Annotated in this window: 17 protein-coding genes and 1 pseudogene; 9 read left to right on the forward strand and 9 right to left on the reverse strand. The window is 63.8% G+C overall.

All coding sequences use genetic code 11. From position 1 onward, the window contains the following. Positions 1-46: 46 nt before the first annotated feature. Complete coding sequence (phaR, locus tag MESAU_RS06735) at positions 47-655, forward strand: polyhydroxyalkanoate synthesis repressor PhaR (RefSeq protein ID WP_015315307.1); 609 nt, start codon at positions 47-49, stop codon at positions 653-655. A 20-nt stretch (positions 656-675) separates the two neighbouring features. Here phaR and MESAU_RS06740 read toward each other — a convergent pair whose 3' ends face one another. After that, positions 676-1,818 carry a citrate synthase gene (locus MESAU_RS06740; protein ID WP_015315308.1) on the reverse strand — a complete coding sequence of 381 codons (1,143 nt, stop codon included), beginning with the start codon at positions 1,816-1,818 and terminating at the stop codon, positions 676-678. 93 nt (positions 1,819-1,911) lie between these two features. On the opposite strand from MESAU_RS06740, the pseudogene MESAU_RS06745 reads away from it, so the two are divergent. From MESAU_RS06745 to MESAU_RS29915, 5 genes and pseudogenes are all read left to right on the forward strand, one after another. Next, a pseudogene (locus MESAU_RS06745) lies at positions 1,912-3,000 on the forward strand (citrate synthase/methylcitrate synthase). 218 nt (positions 3,001-3,218) lie between these two features. Then, the gene (locus tag MESAU_RS06750) at positions 3,219-4,349 is read left to right on the forward strand and encodes a patatin-like phospholipase family protein (RefSeq protein ID WP_015315309.1); all 1,131 of its coding nucleotides are present in this window, start codon (positions 3,219-3,221) and stop codon (positions 4,347-4,349) included. A gap of 806 nt (positions 4,350-5,155) precedes the next feature. Next, a complete protein-coding gene (locus MESAU_RS06755) occupies positions 5,156-6,349 on the forward strand; it encodes an efflux RND transporter periplasmic adaptor subunit (protein ID WP_015315310.1) in 1,194 nt (397 codons plus the stop codon). Between the two features lie 80 nt (positions 6,350-6,429). Further along, positions 6,430-9,606, forward strand: coding sequence for an efflux RND transporter permease subunit (locus MESAU_RS06760; RefSeq protein ID WP_015315311.1), 3,177 nt, complete (start codon positions 6,430-6,432; stop codon positions 9,604-9,606). A gap of 96 nt (positions 9,607-9,702) precedes the next feature. After that, positions 9,703-9,861, forward strand: coding sequence for a DUF3309 family protein (locus tag MESAU_RS29915; RefSeq protein WP_015315312.1), 159 nt, complete (start codon positions 9,703-9,705; stop codon positions 9,859-9,861). Positions 9,862-9,925: 64 nt separating this feature from the next. On the opposite strand, the gene MESAU_RS06770 is transcribed toward MESAU_RS29915, so the two are convergent. Further along, entirely contained in the window at positions 9,926-10,885 is a 960-nt protein-coding gene (locus MESAU_RS06770; protein WP_015315313.1) for an SDR family oxidoreductase, read from the reverse strand. Positions 10,886-10,974: 89 nt separating this feature from the next. Continuing rightward, complete coding sequence (locus MESAU_RS06775; RefSeq protein ID WP_015315314.1) at positions 10,975-11,181, reverse strand: DUF680 domain-containing protein; 207 nt, start codon at positions 11,179-11,181, stop codon at positions 10,975-10,977. A gap of 109 nt (positions 11,182-11,290) precedes the next feature. Between MESAU_RS06775 and MESAU_RS06780 the strand changes: the two genes are divergently transcribed. Further along, on the forward strand, positions 11,291-12,205 hold the full coding sequence (locus MESAU_RS06780) for a LysR family transcriptional regulator (protein WP_015315315.1): 915 nt from the start codon (positions 11,291-11,293) through the stop codon (positions 12,203-12,205). Here the strand turns inward: MESAU_RS06780 and MESAU_RS06785 are convergent. The 3 genes from MESAU_RS06785 to MESAU_RS06795 form a co-directional block, all read right to left on the reverse strand. Further along, on the reverse strand, positions 12,163-13,344 hold the full coding sequence (locus tag MESAU_RS06785) for an MFS transporter (protein WP_015315316.1): 1,182 nt from the start codon (positions 13,342-13,344) through the stop codon (positions 12,163-12,165). The two genes, MESAU_RS06780 and MESAU_RS06785, sit on opposite strands and share 43 nt — an antisense overlap. 98 nt (positions 13,345-13,442) lie before the next feature. Further along, complete coding sequence (locus tag MESAU_RS06790) at positions 13,443-13,751, reverse strand: DUF1244 domain-containing protein (protein ID WP_015315317.1); 309 nt, start codon at positions 13,749-13,751, stop codon at positions 13,443-13,445. 11 nt (positions 13,752-13,762) lie between these two features. After that, positions 13,763-14,560: an N-formylglutamate amidohydrolase gene (locus tag MESAU_RS06795; RefSeq protein WP_015315318.1), complete on the reverse strand. Its 798-nt coding sequence runs from the start codon at positions 14,558-14,560 to the stop codon at positions 13,763-13,765. 286 nt (positions 14,561-14,846) lie between these two features. Between MESAU_RS06795 and MESAU_RS06800 the strand changes: the two genes are divergently transcribed. Together MESAU_RS06800 and pyk are read left to right on the forward strand one after the other, a co-directional pair. Further along, positions 14,847-15,293 carry a DUF1036 domain-containing protein gene (locus MESAU_RS06800; RefSeq protein WP_174361986.1) on the forward strand — a complete coding sequence of 149 codons (447 nt, stop codon included), beginning with the start codon at positions 14,847-14,849 and terminating at the stop codon, positions 15,291-15,293. Next, positions 15,290-16,723 (forward strand): pyruvate kinase, encoded by a 1,434-nt coding sequence (pyk, locus tag MESAU_RS06805; protein WP_015315320.1) that lies wholly within the window; start codon positions 15,290-15,292, stop codon positions 16,721-16,723. The genes MESAU_RS06800 and pyk overlap by 4 nt, the downstream gene beginning before the upstream one ends. Here pyk and MESAU_RS06810 read toward each other — a convergent pair. From MESAU_RS06810 to MESAU_RS06820, 3 genes are all read right to left on the reverse strand, one after another. Next, positions 16,693-17,196: a hypothetical protein gene (locus MESAU_RS06810; RefSeq protein WP_015315321.1), complete on the reverse strand. Its 504-nt coding sequence runs from the start codon at positions 17,194-17,196 to the stop codon at positions 16,693-16,695. The genes pyk and MESAU_RS06810 overlap by 31 nt on opposite strands. 52 nt (positions 17,197-17,248) lie before the next feature. After that, complete coding sequence (locus MESAU_RS06815) at positions 17,249-18,316, reverse strand: alpha/beta fold hydrolase (protein ID WP_015315322.1); 1,068 nt, start codon at positions 18,314-18,316, stop codon at positions 17,249-17,251. An 87-nt stretch (positions 18,317-18,403) separates the two neighbouring features. Further along, on the reverse strand, positions 18,404-19,051 hold the full coding sequence (locus MESAU_RS06820; protein ID WP_015315323.1) for a tetratricopeptide repeat protein: 648 nt from the start codon (positions 19,049-19,051) through the stop codon (positions 18,404-18,406). Positions 19,052-19,119: the final 68 nt, after the last annotated feature.

Raw genomic sequence — 19,119 nt, forward strand, 5'->3', positions numbered from 1 at the left:
TTACCGGCTGCTTACTCAGGCGTGCCGGGATCCGGGGAGGATGCAGATGGCCGCAAAAGACGACCCTATCATTATCAAGAAATACGCCAATCGCCGCCTCTATAATACGGGGACGAGTACGTATGTGACGCTCGAGGATCTGGCCGAGATGGTCAAGAAGGGCGAGGAGTTCACCGTCCAGGACGCCAAGACCGGCGACGACATCACGCATCCGGTGCTGACCCAGATCATCTTCGAGCTGGAGAACAAGGACGGGCAGAACATGCTGCCGATCCCGTTCCTGCGCCAGCTGATCGCCTTCTACGGCGACCAGATGCAGATGATCGTGCCGAGTTTCCTCGAGCAATCGATGATCGCCTTCTCCAAGGAACAAGAGCGGTTCCGCGAGCAGATGAAGGGCGCCATCGGCAAGTCGCCACTGGACGTGATGAAGATGGCGACGCCGATCAAGGCGCTGGAAGAACAGACGCGCCGAAACATGGAAATGTTCCAGAACGCGATGCGGCTGTTCACGCCTTTTCCGCCCGCCGGCTCGGCACCGGCAGCGGCCCCCGCCGAGCCGGCCAGGAAGGAAGCGCCGGAGAAGTCCGACGATCTGCAGCAGTTGAAGGACCAGATCGCGGCCATGCAGCGCAAGCTCGATACGATGTCGTGAGCGCATAGCGCTCACGCGATTTACGGCAGCAATCCCTCATAGCGGCCGCGCGGCCGGATGATGCTGCCGGTCACGATCTGTTCGACCAGATGTGCCGCCCAGCCGACGCTGCGTCCAAGCGCGAAGAGGTGGAACGGTGCATCGCGCGGCAAGCCAAGGCTGCGCGCCAGCACGGCCAGGGCAAAATCGATATTCGGTTGGGCGCCGGTCGCCGCCATGGCGGCGGTTTCCAGCGACCGCAATGTTTCATCGGTGTTGTCGAAGGCCGCCAGAAGCGCCGTGGCCCGGGGATCGCCCTCGGGATAGAGCTGGTGGCCGAATCCCGGCAGTGGCCGGTCGTGGCCAAGCCAGTGCCGGATCGCGGCATCGGCACCATGCCGTCCCGCGTCTTCGGCGAGTTGCATCACGGCTTCGCCGGCGCCGCCGTGGCGGGGACCTGACAGTGTCGTCAGGCCGGCCAGCAGACAAGCGGCGGGCGAGGCTCCGGTCGAGGCGGCGACGCGGGCCGCGAAGGTCGACGCGTTGAGTTCGTGATCGGCAAGCAGCACAAGCGCACGCCGGATCGCATCCGCGCCTTCATCGTCCACCGACCAGCCCCGCGCCAATCGCTGGTGCACCGGTTCCGGCCCCGCCTCGGCACCGAGGGCGCTGGCCAGCACGCCGATCGCGTGTGCGGCATCAGTGCACAGCGAGGCACCATTTCGTCCAAGCGAGGGCCGCGCCTGGCCGGCAAGCAAAGCGAGTTGCACGAACGCCTGGGCGCGGCCGGTCGGACGCGGCGCATCTGGAGGCGATGCTTCGAAATGGACCGGGCCGGGCAGAGCCCAGAGCAGTCCAGCGGTTTCTTCCAGCGTGGCATGGTCGGACAGCGCAACGGCATTCCGGCCCCGATAGATGAGGTTGCCGTGCCAGACGGTCGAAATCGCGGTGACGAGCGACGGCTCGCCCCAGGCGATCGCGCTTTCGGCGATGGCCGAGGGGCTGCGCCCGCGCGCCCTTCGCGTTGCCAGCGCCGCGATGTCGTCGGCGCGGTACTGGCTGCGGCGCGGATCGGCCCGATCCGGGCGCATGCCGATGCGGCCGCGGCTGACATAGGCATAGAGCGTCTGCGGCCTCACCCGGAGCCTTTCCAGCGCCTCTTCCCGCGACAACCATTCGGACATATCGAGCTCGGATATTGATTCTATTGATCAAGATTGATGCTTGTGGCGCCCATCCTTATCTCCCACCCGGAAAAGCTCCAAGGAGATAAGGCCATGGCGAATGGGCTCGATGATGTGGTGGCGGCCGAAACCGTGCTGTCCGACGTGGATGGCCTGGGCGGCCGCCTGACGATCCGAGGTCATTCGCTTGGGGACTTGGCTGGACGATGGAGTTACGCCCGGGTCGTCCGCCTGCTGCTGGACGGCTTCTTCGACGATCTGCCCGGTGACGCCGAACTGGCGGCAAAGTTGGGCTAGGCACGCGTCGAGGTCTTCGACCGGCTCGCGCCTTCGCTGCCCCTGCTGGCGCCGCTCGAAATCTACAGCACCATGCGCGCCGGCATGGCCTTGCTGCCGGATGGCGAAACGCTGGCGGACGCCCTGCGGCTGATCGCTGCGCCCGCGGTGCTGACGCCGGCCCTGCTGCGCCTGCGGCGCGGAGAGCAGCCGATCGCACCCGACGGTAAGGCGGATCATGCCACCGACATGTTGAGGATGCTCAGGGGATCGGCCCCGTCGCCGGCATTGGCAAACGCGCTCGACACCTATCTGGTGACCGTTTGCGATCATGGCCTCAATGCCTCGACCTTCGCCACCCGCGTCGTCGCTTCGACCCTGGCGGGCCTGACATCGTCGGTGCTAGCCGGGCTTGGCGCGCTCAAGGGGCCGCTGCATGGCGGCGCGCCCGGCCCGGTCATCGAGATGCTCGACGCCATCGCCGCGCATGGCGATGCGGCCACCTGGCTGCGCGACGAGATCGCGCATGGCGAACGCATCATGGGCTTCGGTCACCGCATCTACCGCGTGCGCGATCCGCGTGCCGATGTCCTGAAAGCGTTGGTGCGCAAGCTTGGCGGTGAGGGCGACACCGGCAGGCGGCTGGCTTTCGCCGAGACGGTCGAGCAAACCGCGCTCGACGTGCTCCGGGTCGCCAAGCCGCAGCGTTCGCTGCAGACCAATGTCGAATTCTACACCGCACTGGTGCTGGAGGCGGCAGGGTTTCCGCCCGAGGCGTTCAGCAATGTCTTCGCAGCCGGACGCGTCGCCGGGTGGGTCGCGCACGCGCGCGAGCAGCAGACCACCGGACGGCTGATCCGTCCGCAGTCACGCTATATCGGGCCTGTGCCGGACCTCGTCGCCTAGCTCCCATGCCTGGCTTCATGTCTGTTTCGAAAGCCGCGGTCTCTCCGCATGCAGCGATTGGCTTTCGCACGACCGAAATTTCATGTGATCACGCGAGCGTGTTCGTGTTCTTGCCTTGGCCCATCCTTATATGCTGCACTGCAACATAAGCTGGCGATAGCTGCTTCCTTCGAATGACGTTGGGGGGCGGGCTGGCGTATCAGGATGACAGGAACGCCATGACGAAGAACGGCAAGGCGGAGGAAAAGAAGAAGATCAACATCGCTCTCCAGGGTGGCGGCTCGCATGGCGCCTTTTCCTGGGGCGTGCTCGACCGGCTGCTGGAGGATGGCAGGCTGGAGATATCGGCGGTGTCCGGTACCAGTGCCGGCGCGATGAACGCGGTGGCGCTGGCTGACGGTTTTGTCAGAGGCGGGGTCGAGGGCGCGCGCAAGAAGCTGGACGATTTCTGGCGCGCGGTGGCGGCGAAGGGACGGTTCAGCCCGGTGCAACGCATGCCGTGGGATGTCGCCTGGGGCAATTGGTCGATCGAGAACACGCCGGGCTATGTCTTCTTCGACACCATGTCGCGGGTATTCTCGCCCTATGTCGCCAACCCGCTCGGCCTCAATCCGCTGCGCGACGTCGTCGCGCAGGAGATCGATTTCGGGAATGTCCATGCCTGCAAGCCGATGGAACTGTTCATCTCCGCCACCAATGTCGAGACAGGGCAGTTGCGAGTGTTTTCCGATGGCGAGATCGATCTCGACACAGTGATGGCCTCGGCCTGCCTGCCGCAACTGTTCCGTGCTGTCGAGATCAAGGGCGTGCCCTATTGGGATGGCGGCTATGGCGGCAACCCGGCGCTCTATCCGTTCTTCAAGACGGCGGCGACCGAGGACGTGCTTCTGGTGCAGATCAACCCGGTGGTGCGCGAGGGAACACCAAGAAGCGCCAACGAGATCCAGAACCGCATCGACGAGATCACCTTCAATGCCGGGCTGCTGCGCGAATTCCGCTCGATCGCCTTCGTCAAGGAGCTGATCGCCGCCGGGCGTCTGCCGCATGGCGAATACCGGGACATCCGCATGCACCGCATCGATGCCGACGAGGCGTTCAAGGATCTGTCGGCATCCTCGAAGGTCAATGCCGAATGGGCCTTCCTGACCTATCTGCGCGACCTCGGCCGCACCGCCGCCAGCGACTGGCTTGAAGAGAATTACGATGCCGTCGGCAAGCATGCCACGCTCGACCTCTCGGGCGAACTCGACGACGGTTTCAAGCCGGTCCGCGGTCCGGCACCGGGCCGTCGCGTGAAGGAGTTTCTCGCCGTTCGCAAGAATCCGGAGGCAGAGCGCCGTCGGGCCTGAGCCCGCCGGCGGCACGGCGGGGTCTCCGCAGCAGCGCGTAGTCCAGCGCTGCTGGCGTGACAGCAACCTTGGCGTGCGGAAGAGCCGTCATCATGCTGACGCCTGTTGCCACCAACGGTCAGATGACGCCGGGCGGAAGACGTCCGAAGGGATCGGGCGCAATGCTCGATCCCGAATTGCGAATGGGACGAAACACACCCGGTGTTCCCGCCCTGTCTCGTGCCGAGCCCTATGTCGCGCGTATCGCGACGCGATTGTCCAGGGCGTAAGAATGCGGGCGCGTCGAGTTTTTCAGCATCAGGTTCGACCTCGGGGCATTGGCGGCGGCAAGCCTGACCTGAAAGCTTTCCGTGCCTCTTTTTCGAGGGATTCCAGCGGCTTGGCCGAGTGTTGTGGTGTCTTTGTCATTGCCCATCGTAGACCGCACTGACGCGGGATCGTCGGTTTGTGCCTGCACTTCGATCCGCGACGCGATGCGGATCGCGGCTGTATTCGGAGACGGCCGGACGGGCCTGTGGCGAGCCGCGCTGGTCTCCGGTGGACGATGTTTCAGAGCCGGATCGTGAGCCGGCGGCCGGCTTCACCAAGTAGCCTGGCAAGTCACGAAGAACCGTTTCATGGCGGCCACGCCTTGTTCGGCTACGCAATGCTGCTGCAACTTTGGGGCTATATTGCGATGCAACTTTGATGTAGAAGCGCGCTCGCCGATCACGGCAATTTGAACACGGTCGAGCGCGCACCCATATCGGCGACGCGCACGCGTCATCAGACGCGGTGCTGGCCGAACCCGCAGTGGAAAAATGACGATGCCTAAAATCAGGTTTCACAAGCTTGCAGCCATTGTTGTGCTCATCGGTTTCGCGGCGTGGATGGCGACAGGCGAGTTCTCGTCGGTCGGCAGCTTCTCGTCGGTCGGCAGCGTAGCGGCGAACAAGGCCAAGGCAGCCGAAGCCGAGCAGGGCAAGACGCCGGACGCGAGCAAGCCGAAGACGGCGGAAGCCGAACCGAAAGCCCCGCTGCGTACCGTCGCTGTGGTGACGCCGCCGCGAAAGACCTATGCGCGCGCCATCCGCATTTCCGGGCTGACCGAAGCCGACAAGCGCGCGGTGCTGGCAACCCGCGTCGCCGGCGTCATCGACAAGCTGCCGGTCAAGCAGGGCGACCACGTCAAGACCGGCGACCTGGTGCTGATGCTCGCCGCCGAGGAAAAGATCTCGATGGTCGACAACGCCAAGCAGCTTGTGGCGCAGCGCAAGGCCGAACTCGACGCCGCCGAGCGTCTGGCCAAGACAGGCAATTTGCCGAAGCTGCAGCTCGACACCGCCCGCTCCAACCTGACCCAGGCGCAATCCCAGCTGGACACCGCACAGGCCGAGCTCGACCGCAACGAAGTGAAGGCACCGTTCGACGGCGTCATCGACCGGGTGCCGGTGGAACTCGGCAGCTCCGTCATGCAGGGCGGCGAGGTGGCGACGATCCTCAAGCTCGACCCGGTGATCGCGCGCGGCGAAATCAGCGAGCGCGACCTCGGCTATCTCAAGATCGGCGACAAGGCCAGCGTTCGGCTGGTCAGCGGCCAGACCGTCGAAGGCACCGTGCGCTATATCAGCCGCGACGCCTCGTCGGCGACCCGCACCTTCCGTGTCGAGATTGCCATCCCCAATGCCGATGGCTCGGTGCCGGCCGGCATGACGGCCGAAATCCGGCTCAGCGCGCTGCCGACCGACGCGGTGCTTTTGCCGCGCTCGGTGGTGACGCTCGGCGACAAGGGCGACCTCGGCATCCGCGCCGTCGGAAAGGACAACAAGGTGGCGTTCTTCCCGATCGATCTGGTCGACGATACGCCGACCGGTCTCGTGCTTGGCGGCATCCCGGCCGATGCACGCATCATCGTTGCCGGCCAGGAACTGGTGAAGGAAGGCGACGAGGTCCATCCGGTCGAGGCCGATCAGGCGACCATCAAAAAACTGATCGGCGAAGCCACCGCCGGGACGCAGTAGCGCATGGGCGCCGGCGCCGGGCCTTGTCCGGCGACAGCATGTCCGTTCGCCACTCCCGAAAGCAACAGCAGGCATAAGTCATGGATATCGTCAGACTCGCAATCAACAATGCCCGCCTGACCATCTCGGTCCTGGTCTTCCTGCTGATTGCAGGCTGGGTCGCCTATCAGTCGACACCGAAGGAAGCGGAACCCGATGTTCCGATTCCGATGATGTATGTCAGCCTGATCTATCAAGGCATTTCGCCGGAGGATTCCGAGCGTCTTCTGCTGCGGCCGATGGAAAGCAAGTTGAAAAGCCTGAAGGGCCTCAAGGAGATGCGCTCGGCCGCCTTCCAGGGCGGCGGCTACGTTCTGGTCGAGTTCCAGCCGCAGACGAACCTGGCGACGGCACTGCAGGACACACGCTCCAAGGTGCAGGACGGCAAGGCCGACCTGCCGCAGGCGGCCGAGGAGCCTGTCGTCACGGAGGTCAACATTTCCGAATTCCCGGTGCTCGTCGTCACGCTGTCCGGCGAATTGCCCGAACGCGTGCTGGCTGCCGCGGCGCGCGAACTGCGTGATCGCATCGAGGAAGTGCCCGGCGTGCTCGAAGGCTCGTTGCAGGGCTCGCGCGACGATCTGGTCGAGGTCGTCATCGATCCGATGAAGCTGTCGTCCTATGGCCTGCAGCTCGACCAGCTAATCGGCGCGGTCGGTGCTTCCAACAGCCTGGTCGCCGCCGGCAACATCGAGGGCTCGGAAGGCAAATATGCCGTCAAGGTGCCGTCGCTGATCGAGACACCCGAGGATGTGGCGGCACTTCCCGTGGTCGCCGGGCCCAATGCCGTGGTGCAGGCCAAGGACATCGCGACGATACGCTCGACCTTCGCCGACGCGACGACAATCACGCGCCTCAACGGCAAGCCGGCCATCGCCATCGAAGTCAAAAAGCGCATCGGCGCCAATCTGATCGATACGCTGACCAAGGTCAGGGAGGTGTCGGATGCCTTCGTCAAGACCATGCCCGAGGGCATGCACGTCACCTACACGCAGGACAAGTCGGTCTTCGTCAACCAGCTGCTGGGGGACTTGCAGAACCATGTGATGATCGCCGTCATCCTGGTGTTCATCGTCATCCTCTACGCGCTGTCCGGCCGTGCCTCGCTGCTGATTGGCCTGGCCATTCCGTCGTCCTTCCTAATCGGTATCCTGCTGCTTGCCATGATGGGCTACACGATCAACATGATCGTGCTGTTCAGCCTCATCCTGGCGGTCGGCATGCTGGTCGACGACGCCATCATCGTCACCGAGTTCGCCGAACGAAGGATGAGCGAAGGCATGCCGAAGCAGGAAGCCTTCGCGCTTGCCGCCAAGCGCATGGCCGGCCCGGTCATCGCCGCGACGATGACGCGTATCGCCGCCTTCTCGCCGCTGTTGTTCTGGCCCGGCATCATCGGCGATTTCATGAAGTACATGCCGATCACGCTGATCGTCACGCTGTCGGCCTCGATGCTCTATGCGCTGGTCTTCGCGCCGACGCTGGGCGCTATATTCGCCAAGGCGCCGCAGCATCACGAGGATGGCAATCGCGACGGCTGGTACATGGCTGTCGTCAAGCAGGCGGTGCGCTTTCCCATCACCGTGATGGTGCTCACCGTCGTCTTGCTGACCGGTATTTTCGTTGGCTATTCAAAGTACGGTGCCGGCGTCGAGTTTTTCCCGAGCGTCGAACCTGACTACGGCCTGCTTTACGTGCATGCCCGCGGCAACCTTTCGCTGGCCGAAATGGATACGGCGACCAAGATCGCCGAGAGCCGGTTGCTCGGGTGGCCTGGCGTGAAGTCGGTCTACACCCGCGTCGGCAAGACGCAGGGCGGCGGCCAGGACGTGCCCGAGGACGTCGTCGGCGTCATCCAGTACGAATTCATCGACTGGCGCGAACGCAAGTCCGCCAACCAGATCCTAAGCGATCTGCGCGGCGTGATGGCCGGCATTCCCGGGGTCGACGTGGAGGTGCGCGTGCCGGAAGCCGGTCCGCCGACCGGCAAACCGATCCAGATCAGGCTATCGGCCGTCGATCCAGCCGGCCTCGACGACAAGGCGCGCGCCGTCGCGGCGCGTATCGCCAAGGTGCCGGGCGTCATCGATATTTCCGATGGCCTGCCGCCGCCCGGCGTCGACTGGGCTCTCGAGGTCGACCGCGCCAAGGCCGCGCAATACGGCATCAGCCCGACTTCGGTCGGCACCGTGGTGCAGCTGGTGACGAACGGACTGAAGCTCTCCGAATACCGGCCTGCTGGTGCCGATGACGCCGTCGACATCCGCCTGCGTCTTCCGGAAGACCGGCGCACGCTGTCGACGCTGGACGAGCTCAGGGTGCAGACCTCGCAAGGGTCGGTGCCGATCTCAAACTTCGTCGTGCGCAAACCCGAGCCGACGGTCGGCATCCTCAACCGCATCGACGGTGCCCGAACCGTGGTGGTGCAGGCCAATGTTGCCGCCGGCCAACAGGTCGCGGCAGTCCAGCAGCAGGTCACTCAGGCCGTCACCGATATGAATCTGGGCAGCGGAATACGCTGGAAGCTCGCCGGATCGAACGAGGACAGCGCGGAAGCCAGCGCCTTCCTCAGCAAGGCCTTCGGCGCGGCGATCTTCCTGATCTTCTTGGTGCTGCTGGCGCAGTTCAACAAGTTCACCAGCGTATGGCTGGTGCTGTCCTGCGTGGTCATGGCGACAATCGGCGTGTTCCTTGGACTGCTGATCACGGGCGAGACGTTCGGCATCGTCATGTCGGGCATTGGCGTCATCGCGCTGGCCGGCGTGGTGGTGAACAACAACATCGTGTTGATCGACACCTACGACCGGTTGCGTGAGGAGGGCTGGGACAAGATGGACGCGGTGCTGCAGACCTGCCGCGAGCGTGCGCGACCGGTTGTGCTGACGGCGGTGTCGGCGATTCTCGGCGTGCTGCCGATCGCCTTCGGCCTTGGGCTCGAAATCTTCCATCACGAGACGACGATCAATGCGCCGTCGACGCAATGGTGGATTTCGCTGTCCTCCGCGATCGTCTTCGGCCTGTCCTTCGCCACCATTCTCACGCTGGTTGTGACGCCGTCGATGCTGATGGTGTTCACCCGCGCCAAGGTCAAGCCCGGCGCGCGACGCGGCTTAATCAGCCGTCTCTTCCGGCGCGGCCAGGGCGAGATATCGTCCCAAGGGCCTCTGGCAGATGTCGGCGCCGAGCCGGCAGTCAGCTTTCCGAAGGCGGCGGAATAGAGCATTTCGCAGGCCAAGCAACAAAGGCCGTCCGGGAACAACCGGGCGGCCTTTTGCATTGTTCCCTCGAATGCAACCAGACGGCGAGGGCTCAAAATGACGATCAGCACACTTCTCGTTATCATCCTGATCCTGATCCTGATCGGCGCTGTGCCGGCATGGCCGCATTCGCGCTCCTGGGGCTACGGACCATCGGGCATTGTCGGCGTCATACTGGTCGTGGTGCTGATCCTGCTTGTGCTGGGCAGGATCTGACCGGCAACGATCCGCCGCCGGACCCTTACTGGGCGCAGCTGTTCTCACCTGCCAGCAAGCTCGATCAGGCGGCCTGGCGACGGGCGGGCGCGACGGCGATGCCGATATCCTGCAAGGCTTTGTTCACCGCCTGATCGAGCGGCGTATGCGGGATTTCGCCGATGATGCCTGCCAGCCGCGTCGAGATCAGCCGGTGCGGCTCGAAGCGCAGGTATGACATCGAGACGATCTCGCGCCACATCGCCACGAACGGGCTGCCGGCGCGCAGCACCCACCAAGGCATGGAAGTCATCTTGAGTTGATGGCCGACGGCGTTCTCGGCGGCCACCTTGATCTCGAGATCGGTGACGGCATGGCCCGGAAAGTTCAGCGCCTCATAGAAGCCGAGCTTGTCGAGATTGCGGGCCAGCGCGACGAAACCGACGGCGAAATCCGGCAAATAGGCCCATTCATGCACGAGGTCGGCCGGACCGGGCGCGGTGTAGATGCCCTTGTTGATCTTGGCGGCGACGATCAGGTCAAACCAGGAGCCACTGCCGGTGCCGCCGAAGAAATCGCCGGCCCGCAGAACAATGGTGCGCACCCGTCTGGCCTCGGCCTCACGGCGGAACAGATCCTCCATGGCACAGCGGATGCGGCCCTTCTCGGTCGTCGGATGGAACGGCGTGTCTTCCGTGATCACCGCCGGCATGGGCGAGCCGTAATTGTAGACCGTGCCGGGGAAGAGATGCTGCGCATCGTTGGCATGGCAGGCGGCCATGACATTTTCGGCCATTGGCAGGCATTTGCCCCAGTCGGTGTAGATCGGGTTGAGGCCGTTGAAGATGATGTCGACGCCCTCGGTGGCCTGGATCAGCGATTGACGGTCCAGCGCATCGCCGGCAACCGCCGTGGCGCCCTCGAGCTCGGCCGGCACCATGCCGGTACGGGTGACGGCGCGGACGTCGAAGCCGGCGTCGATGAAGGCCTTGGCAACCACGCGACCGAGCCGGCCATTGGCGCCGAGAATTGCGATCTTGGTCATTCTTCGTCTCCTTATTCGTTTTCAAGTGCGGGATTTGCCTAGAAGCGACGGGACGAGCCCGCCGCTTCTGGATTTTCGAGGACCACCGTTCAGCGGCTGCCGAAGAGGTCGCGGTTGCTGCCCTGGACGACAGGCTTCTGATTGGTCGCCTCGGATTTGCTGATCGACGAGGTGGTCACATTGTCGGTGGTGGCGACGGTCTGGCTGGCATTGTCCGAGCCAAACTTGTCGCTGCCGGCGAAAGCCGTGTTGGCGGCGATGAAGAGGGCGGCGGTTGCGAGTGCGATCTTGGTCATTTGGATTGCTCCTGGTTGGTTGTTGCAGTCCGTGTTTGCAGGGTGAATATGATTGCTTCATCAATGAATTAAAATTGACTATGAATGCAGTTTCGATATTCATTATTGAATGGACAACATTGACTGGAACCTGATCAAGAGCTTTGTCACCGTGGCGGAAACCGGCAGCCTGTCGGCCGCGGCGCGAAAGCTGTCGGCAAGCCAGCCGACGCTTGGCCGTCACATCGGGGAGTTGGAACAGGCGCTCGGCGTCACGCTTTTCCGGCGCGGGCGAAGCGGCTATGCGCTGACCGAAGCGGGAGCCACGCTGTTCGAGCGCGGCAAGACGGTGAGCGAGCAGGCAAGCGCCTTTTCACGGCTCGCGCTGGGTTCGGTCGAGGCGATCGAAGGCACTGTGCGCATCGCGGCCAGTGAGGTGGTAGCGGCCTATGTGCTGCCCGACATGATGGCGCGGCTCGGCATCGACGAGCCCGGCATCGAGGTCGAGATCGTTGCCTCGAACCAGGTCGAAAACCTGCTGCGCAGGGATGCCGACATTGCCATCCGCATGGTCAAGCCGGCGCAGAACGAACTGGTGGCGCGCAAGGTCTGCGATATCGAACTCTGCGCCTGCGCGGCCATATCCTATCTCGACAGGTGCGGGCGCCCGCTGGGGCCGGCCGACCTCGTCAATCACGCCCTGATCGGCTTCGATCGCAGCGACGAGATGATCCGGGCCTTTTCCCGGTATGGCATCCCGGTCACCCGAAACAGCTTTCGTTTCAGGGCCGACAATCAGATCGTGCTCTGGGAAGCGGTGCGGGCGGGAAACGGCATTGGTCTTGGCCAGGAGCCGCTGGCAGACCTCGATCCGCTGGTGGAGAAGGTGTTGCCCGGCCTGCCCTTGCCTGCCCTGCCGGTATGGCTGGCCATGCATCGCGACGTGCGCACCAGCGTGCGCATCCGCCGCGTGGCTGATTTTCTCCACGAGGAATTGAAGCACTATTCGGCGGGCGCGGCATCCGGAGCGAATTCGGCGCGGTGAGCCAAACCGGCCATCAGCAAGACGACGATCAGCAGAGCCGACATGGCGATGAAGATCGGGCCGAAACTGGAATGCTCGGCGACGAAGCCGATCGCAGACGGCGCCACCAGAATGCCGGAATAGCCCATGGTGGTGACGACGCTCATGCCGGTGCCCGAGGACATGCCCTCCTGGTTGCCGCCGGCCGAAAAGATGATCGGCACCATGTTGGCGATGCCGAAGCCGCAAAGCGCAAAGGCTGATATGGCGAGCCAAGGCGAAGGCGACAGGCCGGCGATCAGCATGCCGGCGGCCGCGACGATGGCCGAACCGCGCAGTGTCATCACTGCGCCGAAGCGGTTGCGGACGCCATCGCCGAAAAAGCGCATGATCGCCATGACGCCGGAGAAGGCGGCATAGGCAAGACCGGCGACGGCGAGGTCGGCGCCGAGTTCCTGCCGCAGATACAGCGCCGCCCAATCGAGCACCGCGCCCTCTGAAATCATCGTCAACAGGGCCATCAGGCCGATGAGGTAGACCAATGGGTTTGCCGGCAGAGCGAATTTATGATGCTCGACCGCCTGCGGTTTGTTTTCGGCCACGATGTGGGGCACCGCCGCCGCGATTGCCGCGAAGGCAAGCACGGTCACCACCGCGGCATGGGCGAGGTGGCCATAGGTCTGGATGGCGAAGCCGCCGAGGGCGCCGCCGGCGAACCCGCCGAGGCTCCAGAAGCCGTGCGACGAGGACATGATGGCGCGCCCCAGCCGCCGTTCCACCACCACCGCATTCGCATTCATGGCGACATCCATGCCGCCGATGGAGCCGCCGAATATGAACATGGCGATGGCCGCCAGCGGCACGTCGGGTGCCAGCGCCACGACCAGCAGGCCGAGGCTGCCGCACAGGCCGAACCAGCGCAGCACGGTGCGCGAGCCGTGTTTGGAGATCAGGTGGCCGCACCATGTCATGGCGGTGACCGCGCCGGCGCCGAACAAAAGGATCAGCAGGCCGAGCGTGAATTTCGAGATGTCCAGCCGGGTCAGGAAGACAGGAATCTGCGGCGCCCAGCTGCCGGTCAGGAAACCATTGGCGAGGAAAATGGCCGCCACGGCCCATCGCCCGCGAATGGCAGTCTGCATGGCGTTCGAAGCGTTCATGGCACGAATCCGGTCAGAAAATGGCTTTGCGCGGCAAATTAGATCGATTCAATTTCCAGTCAAGCGCTGTTGTGGGAAAGCATTTGGGCCAAACGGGCTCAGTGATCCTTGGGGCGCCGTGCTTCGAATTCCGCCTTCTTGGCGTCCGACGCCTCTATCTGGTTGAGCGCCTGCCATTGCGCATAGGGCATGCCGTAGACGATCTCGCGCGATTGCTCTTTGCCGAGCTCGACGCCTTCCGCATTGGCTGCTTCGCGGTACCAGTTCGACAGGCAGTTGCGGCAGAAGCCGGCGAGGTTCATCAGATCGATGTTCTGCACGTCGCCCCGTTCACGCAAATGCTCGACCAGTCGCCGAAAGGCGGCGGCCTCGAAGTCGCGCTTCTGTTCGTTGCTGAGTTCGGTCATCGAAACCTCCGTCATAGCGGCCCGGTGCGCGAGCCGAACATCTTTACCGCATGTATATCGGGACGGCGGTCGATCGCGTCAACGATCGGTGCGAGCCGCCCGGCCCAGGCGACAATGCCCTTCTGGTCCGCTATCAGATCCTGGCGGATTTCGATCAGCGCGTGGGCATAGCCATTGACGATGGCGTGCCTGAACATGGTGTCGCCGCGCAACGCGCCATCATACGGTTCGTTGTCGCCAACCACGAGTTGTTTGTCCTCAGCCAGCATATCGATCAGCGGTCGCGCCACCCGGTCGTCCTTGTCCCACAGGATACCGACATGCCACGGACGTTGCTTGCCCTGCATGGCAGGGGTGAAGGAATGCACCGAGAAGATGAAAGGCGCTTGCCCTGAAGCCTGCGCGACTGACGCAATCATGGCGCCGACCGCGTCGTGATAAGGGCGGTAGAAGCGATCGAGCCGCCTTTCGCGTTCCTCCTGCGCCAGGGGATAATTTCCGGGAATGATGGTGCCGTCGTAAAGCTGGCGAATGAGTGTTGGATCGTCCTCGCCTCGGTTGGGGTCGATCAGCAGCCGCGAGAAATTGGCGAGCACCGCCGACGCATCGAGCAGGGCCGCCAGTTCGCGCGTCACCGCTTCGACGCCAATGTCATAGGCGATATGGCGGTCGAATTCGGCCGCCGGCAGCCCCAGGCTGCCATATTCTTCCGGCAGGTCGCGGCGGGCGTGATCGGCCAGAAGCACGATGCCTCGCTTGCGGTCGCCCTCGACGATGTCGAAGGGCGCGAAAACTGTGGATCGGGTCATTGGCGGAAAATGGTCGTTCGCTGGCCTTCGGGGAGGATGCTATCGTCATTCCACGAAGACGACGTGTACGCAATGCCGTTGTTTAGCCAAGGTTTCCCGGGAAATCTGGCACGGGGCGACGGTCGTGCGCCGGGAGCCTTCCTAAATCGATTGGAATTGGTCAAAACGGCGCGTTGACATGCGCCCGGACTTTTCCGAAAAGGGGCGCAGAGAGATGCTGATGTGGTTCTTGAGGGGTTTTAGGATGGGTTCCCACGGCGGGCAGCGCGCGCGCTTTGCCTTAGCCATGCCGCTCCTGACGCTCGCCGTGGGACTGTCAGCGATGGTCACAGCTTCACCGGCGCGCGCCGACTTCCGCGTCTGCAACGCCACGCAGAACCTGGTCGGCGTCGGAATCGGCTATCGGGCCAAGGCCGGCTGGATCACCGAGGGCTGGTGGCACATCGAAGGATCGAGTTGCAAGACGTTGATCGAAGGACCGCTGTCATCAAGGTTTTACTATCTTTATGCAGAAGACGCCGAGCGCGGTGGACGCTGGGACGGCCCGATCAACATGTGCGTGGCTGAAAAAGAGTTCAAGATTGCCGGCGTAAGCGACTGCGTCGCCAGGGGCTTCCAGCGCGCTGGATTCCAGGAATATGACACGGGCGAGCAGGCAAGCTGGATGGTCCAGCTCACCGACGAGCCCGCAACGGGAGGCGCTCCAGCCGCCCCGGGAACGAATAGTCAATGAGACGTAGCCGCAAGGTCAAGATCCTAGCCACAATCGGTCCGGCATCTTCCTCCGAGGAGATGCTGAAGAAGCTGTTCGAAGCCGGCGCCGATGTGTTCCGCATCAATATGAGCCATACCGATCATGAGCTGATGCGCACGCTGGTCGCCCGCATCCGCGCGGTCGAGGAAAGAGTTGGCAGGCCGATCGGCATCCTCGCCGACCTGCAAGGCCCGAAGCTGCGCGTCGGCAAGTTCGCCAATGGCAAGGAAGTCCTGACGCTGGGCCAGATATTCACGCTCGACGACAATCCCGAGCCCGGCACCTCGACAAGGGTCTACCTGCCGCATCCTGAAATCCTGAGCTCGGTCGAGGCTGGCCATCGCCTCCTGATCGACGACGGCAAGCTCGAACTGAAGGCGGTAAAGAGCGACGGCAAGTCGATCGTCTGCACCGTTATTGCCGGCACCACCATTTCCGACAAGAAGGGCGTCAGCCTGCCCGATACCGACCTGCCGGTCGGCGCGCTGACCGAGAAGGACCGCAAGGATCTCGACGCGGTGCTCGCCACGGGCGTGGACTGGGTCGCGCTATCCTTCGTGCAGCGGCCGGAAGATCTGGCCGAGGCGCGCAAGATCGCCCGTGGCCGAGCGCTGATCATGGCCAAGATCGAAAAGCCGCAGGCCGTGGCCCGGCTGGCCGAGATCATCGAACTGTCCGACGCGCTGATGGTCGCCCGCGGCGATCTCGGCGTCGAAATGCCGTTGGAAGCGGTGCCCGGCATCCAGAAGCAGATCACGCGCGCCGCGCGCCGCGCCGGCAAGCCGGTGGTGGTCGCCACGCAGATGCTGGAATCGATGATCACCGCCCCTGTGCCGACCCGCGCCGAAGTGTCCGACGTTTCGATTGCCGTCTTCGAAGGCGCCGACGCGATCATGCTGTCGGCGGAATCGGCAGCGGGCGCCTATCCGGTCGAGGCGGTGGCGATGATGAACCGCATCGCCGCCAAGGTCGAAACCGATCCGACCTATGCCGGCATCATCAACGCACAGCGTTCGGAGCCGGAAGCGACCGGCGCCGATGCCATTTCGCTGGCCGCCCGCGAGATCGCCGAGACGCTGAAACTGTCGGCGATCATCACCTACACGGCATCGGGCACCACCGGCCTGCGCGCCGCGCGCGAGCGTCCGCAGGTGCCGATCATCGCGCTGTCGCCGATCCTCAACACGGCGCGACGGCTGTCGCTTTTGTGGGGCACGCATTGCGTCGTCTCGCCCGATGCCACCGATCTCGACGACATGGTCAACCGCGCCTGCCGCATCGCGCTGGAAGAAGACTTCGGCAAGCCGGGCGACCGGGTCATCATCACCGCAGGCGTGCCGCTGCGGACTCCGGGATCGACCAACATGCTGCGCATCGCCTATGTCGGATCGGAAACAGCCGGCCGGTAGTCGGCCGCCAGCGTCGTTGCAGTCCCCAGCGCTCTTGCCGCGGCTTCCGCGTGGTTTCTTCGCTGGAGAAACCGTCGAGCGCGAGGAATGGGGTCATGCAGATACTGATCCGGGCCGAGCATCTTTCGCCGGTTGAGCTCGGTCTTATCGAGCAGATCGAAATCGACCTTCGCAATCGCGCAATGCCATCCGGTGTTGCGCGAAGCCCAGCTTCTTTCATGGTGTTCGAGCAACCGCTCTCGGGCGCAATAGCCGTGGTAGTCGAAAGCGATCAGGCCGTTCGTCACATAGATATGGTTTCCTGAAAAACCTTCGTCAGAAATGATCCGTTCGCCGTAAAATCCCTCCAGAGGCGGATGCTTGAGGAAGGTGCCGGCGAGAATGGCGCATGCGCCGTGACCGAAGAAGATGCGATCCGGCAGCGCCCATCGCTTTTCCGGATTTTTCTTTATGCCGTGTTTCAGGACGTACATGCCGCTCTGATCCCAATGGCGGGCTGCGATAGCCGTTTTCGGATGGCACGCATCAGGTCGGCGCGAGCTCCGCTTCAGGTTCCTTGATGTCGGCGCATTTGCCCGTGCCATATGTGTCGCTGGCAATCCGTGCCTCCACCGTCCTGGCGATTGCTTCCAGATCGATATCCTTGCCGCCGACTTTCTCGATGGCGCCGACGACGAGGTCGGAAGCGATCCAGTCCGGCTTATGACCGAGATTATGCACCCAGACGAGCTCGGCACCCGGGATGTCGCGCACCAGGCCGACGGAGTGGATCCGGGCATAGACGACCTTGTCGCGGTCGCCGGAGATGACCACGGTCGGGGCCGTGATCTCTTTGTAGTGCGGTGCGGCGGCGAGCGCATAGCGATAGAGGCCGGCAACGTCGGTGGCGTTGGCGCGAAAGGCCGACGGCCTCAGCACCAGCGGGATCGAGGTTGCGGCGAGATAGTTGTCGGGCACCTTGTTGGGTGAGAAGACGCAGGTCGTGGCGTCCGCCATCCACAGCGTCCCGGCAGGATAGGTCAGCGTCTCGGAAAACAGCCGGCCGATCACCGGAATGGTGGTCAGGTCGTAGTACCAGGACGTCGCGCCGCCCGGCCAGGGATGGGTCGCCGGCGCCAGGAAGACCAGCCCGAGCGTCTTGTCCGCATGCTCGCGGCCGAAAGCCGCCGTCACCACGCCGCCGAAAGAATGGCCGACGATGATTGCCTTCTTGATGCCGAGACGGTCCATCAGGGCGGCGATGGTTGCGGCTTGCGCCGATGGGTCCTCATTGTTGCCTGGACCGCGGCCGGACCAGCCAAAACCAGGCCGGTCGAAGAACAGCATTTCGGCACGGCCTTCAAGCAGCGGCCTGAGGGGCAGCATCTGGTCTTTCAAATTGGCGCTGGCGCCATGGATGAAGACGATCGGCGGCAGATCCGCACTGGCTGGGGCGGGGAGGTGGACGTAGTGGATGCGAGCACCGTCGATGTCGGCGAAAGCGCCGACCGATGGACCGCGGCGCTCGATCAGCCACGAGCCGGCGCGGGTGACGCCGACAAGGGCAAGGACAAGCGCCATCAGGAAGGCGAGCGCGGCATAGATCAGGTTCATGCGGGGATATACGGGAATGGAGGGGGATAAGTTGTGGGGCAGTAGGGCTGGCTCCAGCGCCAGCGCCTAATGGCTATTCCTGATCTATCAAATGCCTTCGCCGGCAAGCTCTTCCGACAGGGTCGCGACCTGGTTCTGGGCGCTGCGCATCATCGGGTAGATGGCCAGCACCTTCTGCCAGGCCTCGAGCGCCGATTGCTTGTGGCCGGTCTCGGCCATGATCTGGGCCAGGCCCGACAGCGCGCCAAAATGGCGTGGCTCGAGCTGCAGCGTGCGGTCGATGTCGGCCATCGACTTGCCGTAGTTCTTCATCATGAAATGCACGGTGGCGCGACGGTTCCAGCCTTCGGCGTAGCTAGGCTGCAAGGTCACCACCTGGTCCAGGAAATCGAGCGCGACGTCGAACTTCTGATCATTCATCGCCTTTTGCGACCACTGCATCATCAGGTCGATCGAGGCGCTGCCGGACTGGAACCATTCGTTCCAGATGCTGCCGGCAATGCGCTCGGCGGCCTTTTCGTTGCGCTCGCGCTTCAGGTCGGAGAACAACTTGTCGAGCCGGGCCTGTTTCGTCATCGGCGCGGCCGGAGTGTCCGGAGCCGCTGGCTGGGCATCGGCGGGCGCCGGCTGACCATCCGCGGCCGCCACCGCGATCGGCCGATCACCGGCTTGGGCCGGCAGGGAGATGACGCCGGAAACCAGCAAAGTCGTCAAGAATACAAAAAGAATCCGCATCGCCCGAGTTTAATCCCGGGCGGCGGAACATCAAAGTGATTTTAGCGTGGGAAGGTCGGCTGGCCGAC

It is taken from the genome of Mesorhizobium australicum WSM2073 (assembly GCF_000230995.2).
Lineage (GTDB): Bacteria > Pseudomonadota > Alphaproteobacteria > Rhizobiales > Rhizobiaceae > Mesorhizobium > Mesorhizobium australicum.

What these genes read in the sequence shown, in the direction of transcription:
- MESAU_RS06785 (WP_015315316.1), bottom strand. Translation starts at nt 13,344, where the DNA reads ATGAACGCTTCGAACGCCATGCAGACTGCCATTCGCGGGCGATGGGCC.
- MESAU_RS06810 (WP_015315321.1), bottom strand. Translation starts at nt 17,196, where the DNA reads ATGTACGTCCTGAAACACGGCATAAAGAAAAATCCGGAAAAGCGATGG.
- MESAU_RS29915 (WP_015315312.1), top strand. Translation starts at nt 9,703, where the DNA reads ATGACGATCAGCACACTTCTCGTTATCATCCTGATCCTGATCCTGATC.
- pyk (WP_015315320.1), top strand. Translation starts at nt 15,290, where the DNA reads ATGAGACGTAGCCGCAAGGTCAAGATCCTAGCCACAATCGGTCCGGCA.
- MESAU_RS06790 (WP_015315317.1), bottom strand. Translation starts at nt 13,751, where the DNA reads ATGACCGAACTCAGCAACGAACAGAAGCGCGACTTCGAGGCCGCCGCC.
- MESAU_RS06740 (WP_015315308.1), bottom strand. Translation starts at nt 1,818, where the DNA reads ATGTCCGAATGGTTGTCGCGGGAAGAGGCGCTGGAAAGGCTCCGGGTG.
- MESAU_RS06815 (WP_015315322.1), bottom strand. Translation starts at nt 18,316, where the DNA reads ATGAACCTGATCTATGCCGCGCTCGCCTTCCTGATGGCGCTTGTCCTT.
- MESAU_RS06755 (WP_015315310.1), top strand. Translation starts at nt 5,156, where the DNA reads ATGCCTAAAATCAGGTTTCACAAGCTTGCAGCCATTGTTGTGCTCATC.
- phaR (WP_015315307.1), top strand. Translation starts at nt 47, where the DNA reads ATGGCCGCAAAAGACGACCCTATCATTATCAAGAAATACGCCAATCGC.
- MESAU_RS06800 (WP_174361986.1), top strand. Translation starts at nt 14,847, where the DNA reads ATGCCGCTCCTGACGCTCGCCGTGGGACTGTCAGCGATGGTCACAGCT.
- MESAU_RS06820 (WP_015315323.1), bottom strand. Translation starts at nt 19,051, where the DNA reads ATGCGGATTCTTTTTGTATTCTTGACGACTTTGCTGGTTTCCGGCGTC.
- MESAU_RS06780 (WP_015315315.1), top strand. Translation starts at nt 11,291, where the DNA reads ATGGACAACATTGACTGGAACCTGATCAAGAGCTTTGTCACCGTGGCG.
- MESAU_RS06760 (WP_015315311.1), top strand. Translation starts at nt 6,430, where the DNA reads ATGGATATCGTCAGACTCGCAATCAACAATGCCCGCCTGACCATCTCG.
- MESAU_RS06775 (WP_015315314.1), bottom strand. Translation starts at nt 11,181, where the DNA reads ATGACCAAGATCGCACTCGCAACCGCCGCCCTCTTCATCGCCGCCAAC.
- MESAU_RS06770 (WP_015315313.1), bottom strand. Translation starts at nt 10,885, where the DNA reads ATGACCAAGATCGCAATTCTCGGCGCCAATGGCCGGCTCGGTCGCGTG.
- MESAU_RS06795 (WP_015315318.1), bottom strand. Translation starts at nt 14,560, where the DNA reads ATGACCCGATCCACAGTTTTCGCGCCCTTCGACATCGTCGAGGGCGAC.
- MESAU_RS06750 (WP_015315309.1), top strand. Translation starts at nt 3,219, where the DNA reads ATGACGAAGAACGGCAAGGCGGAGGAAAAGAAGAAGATCAACATCGCT.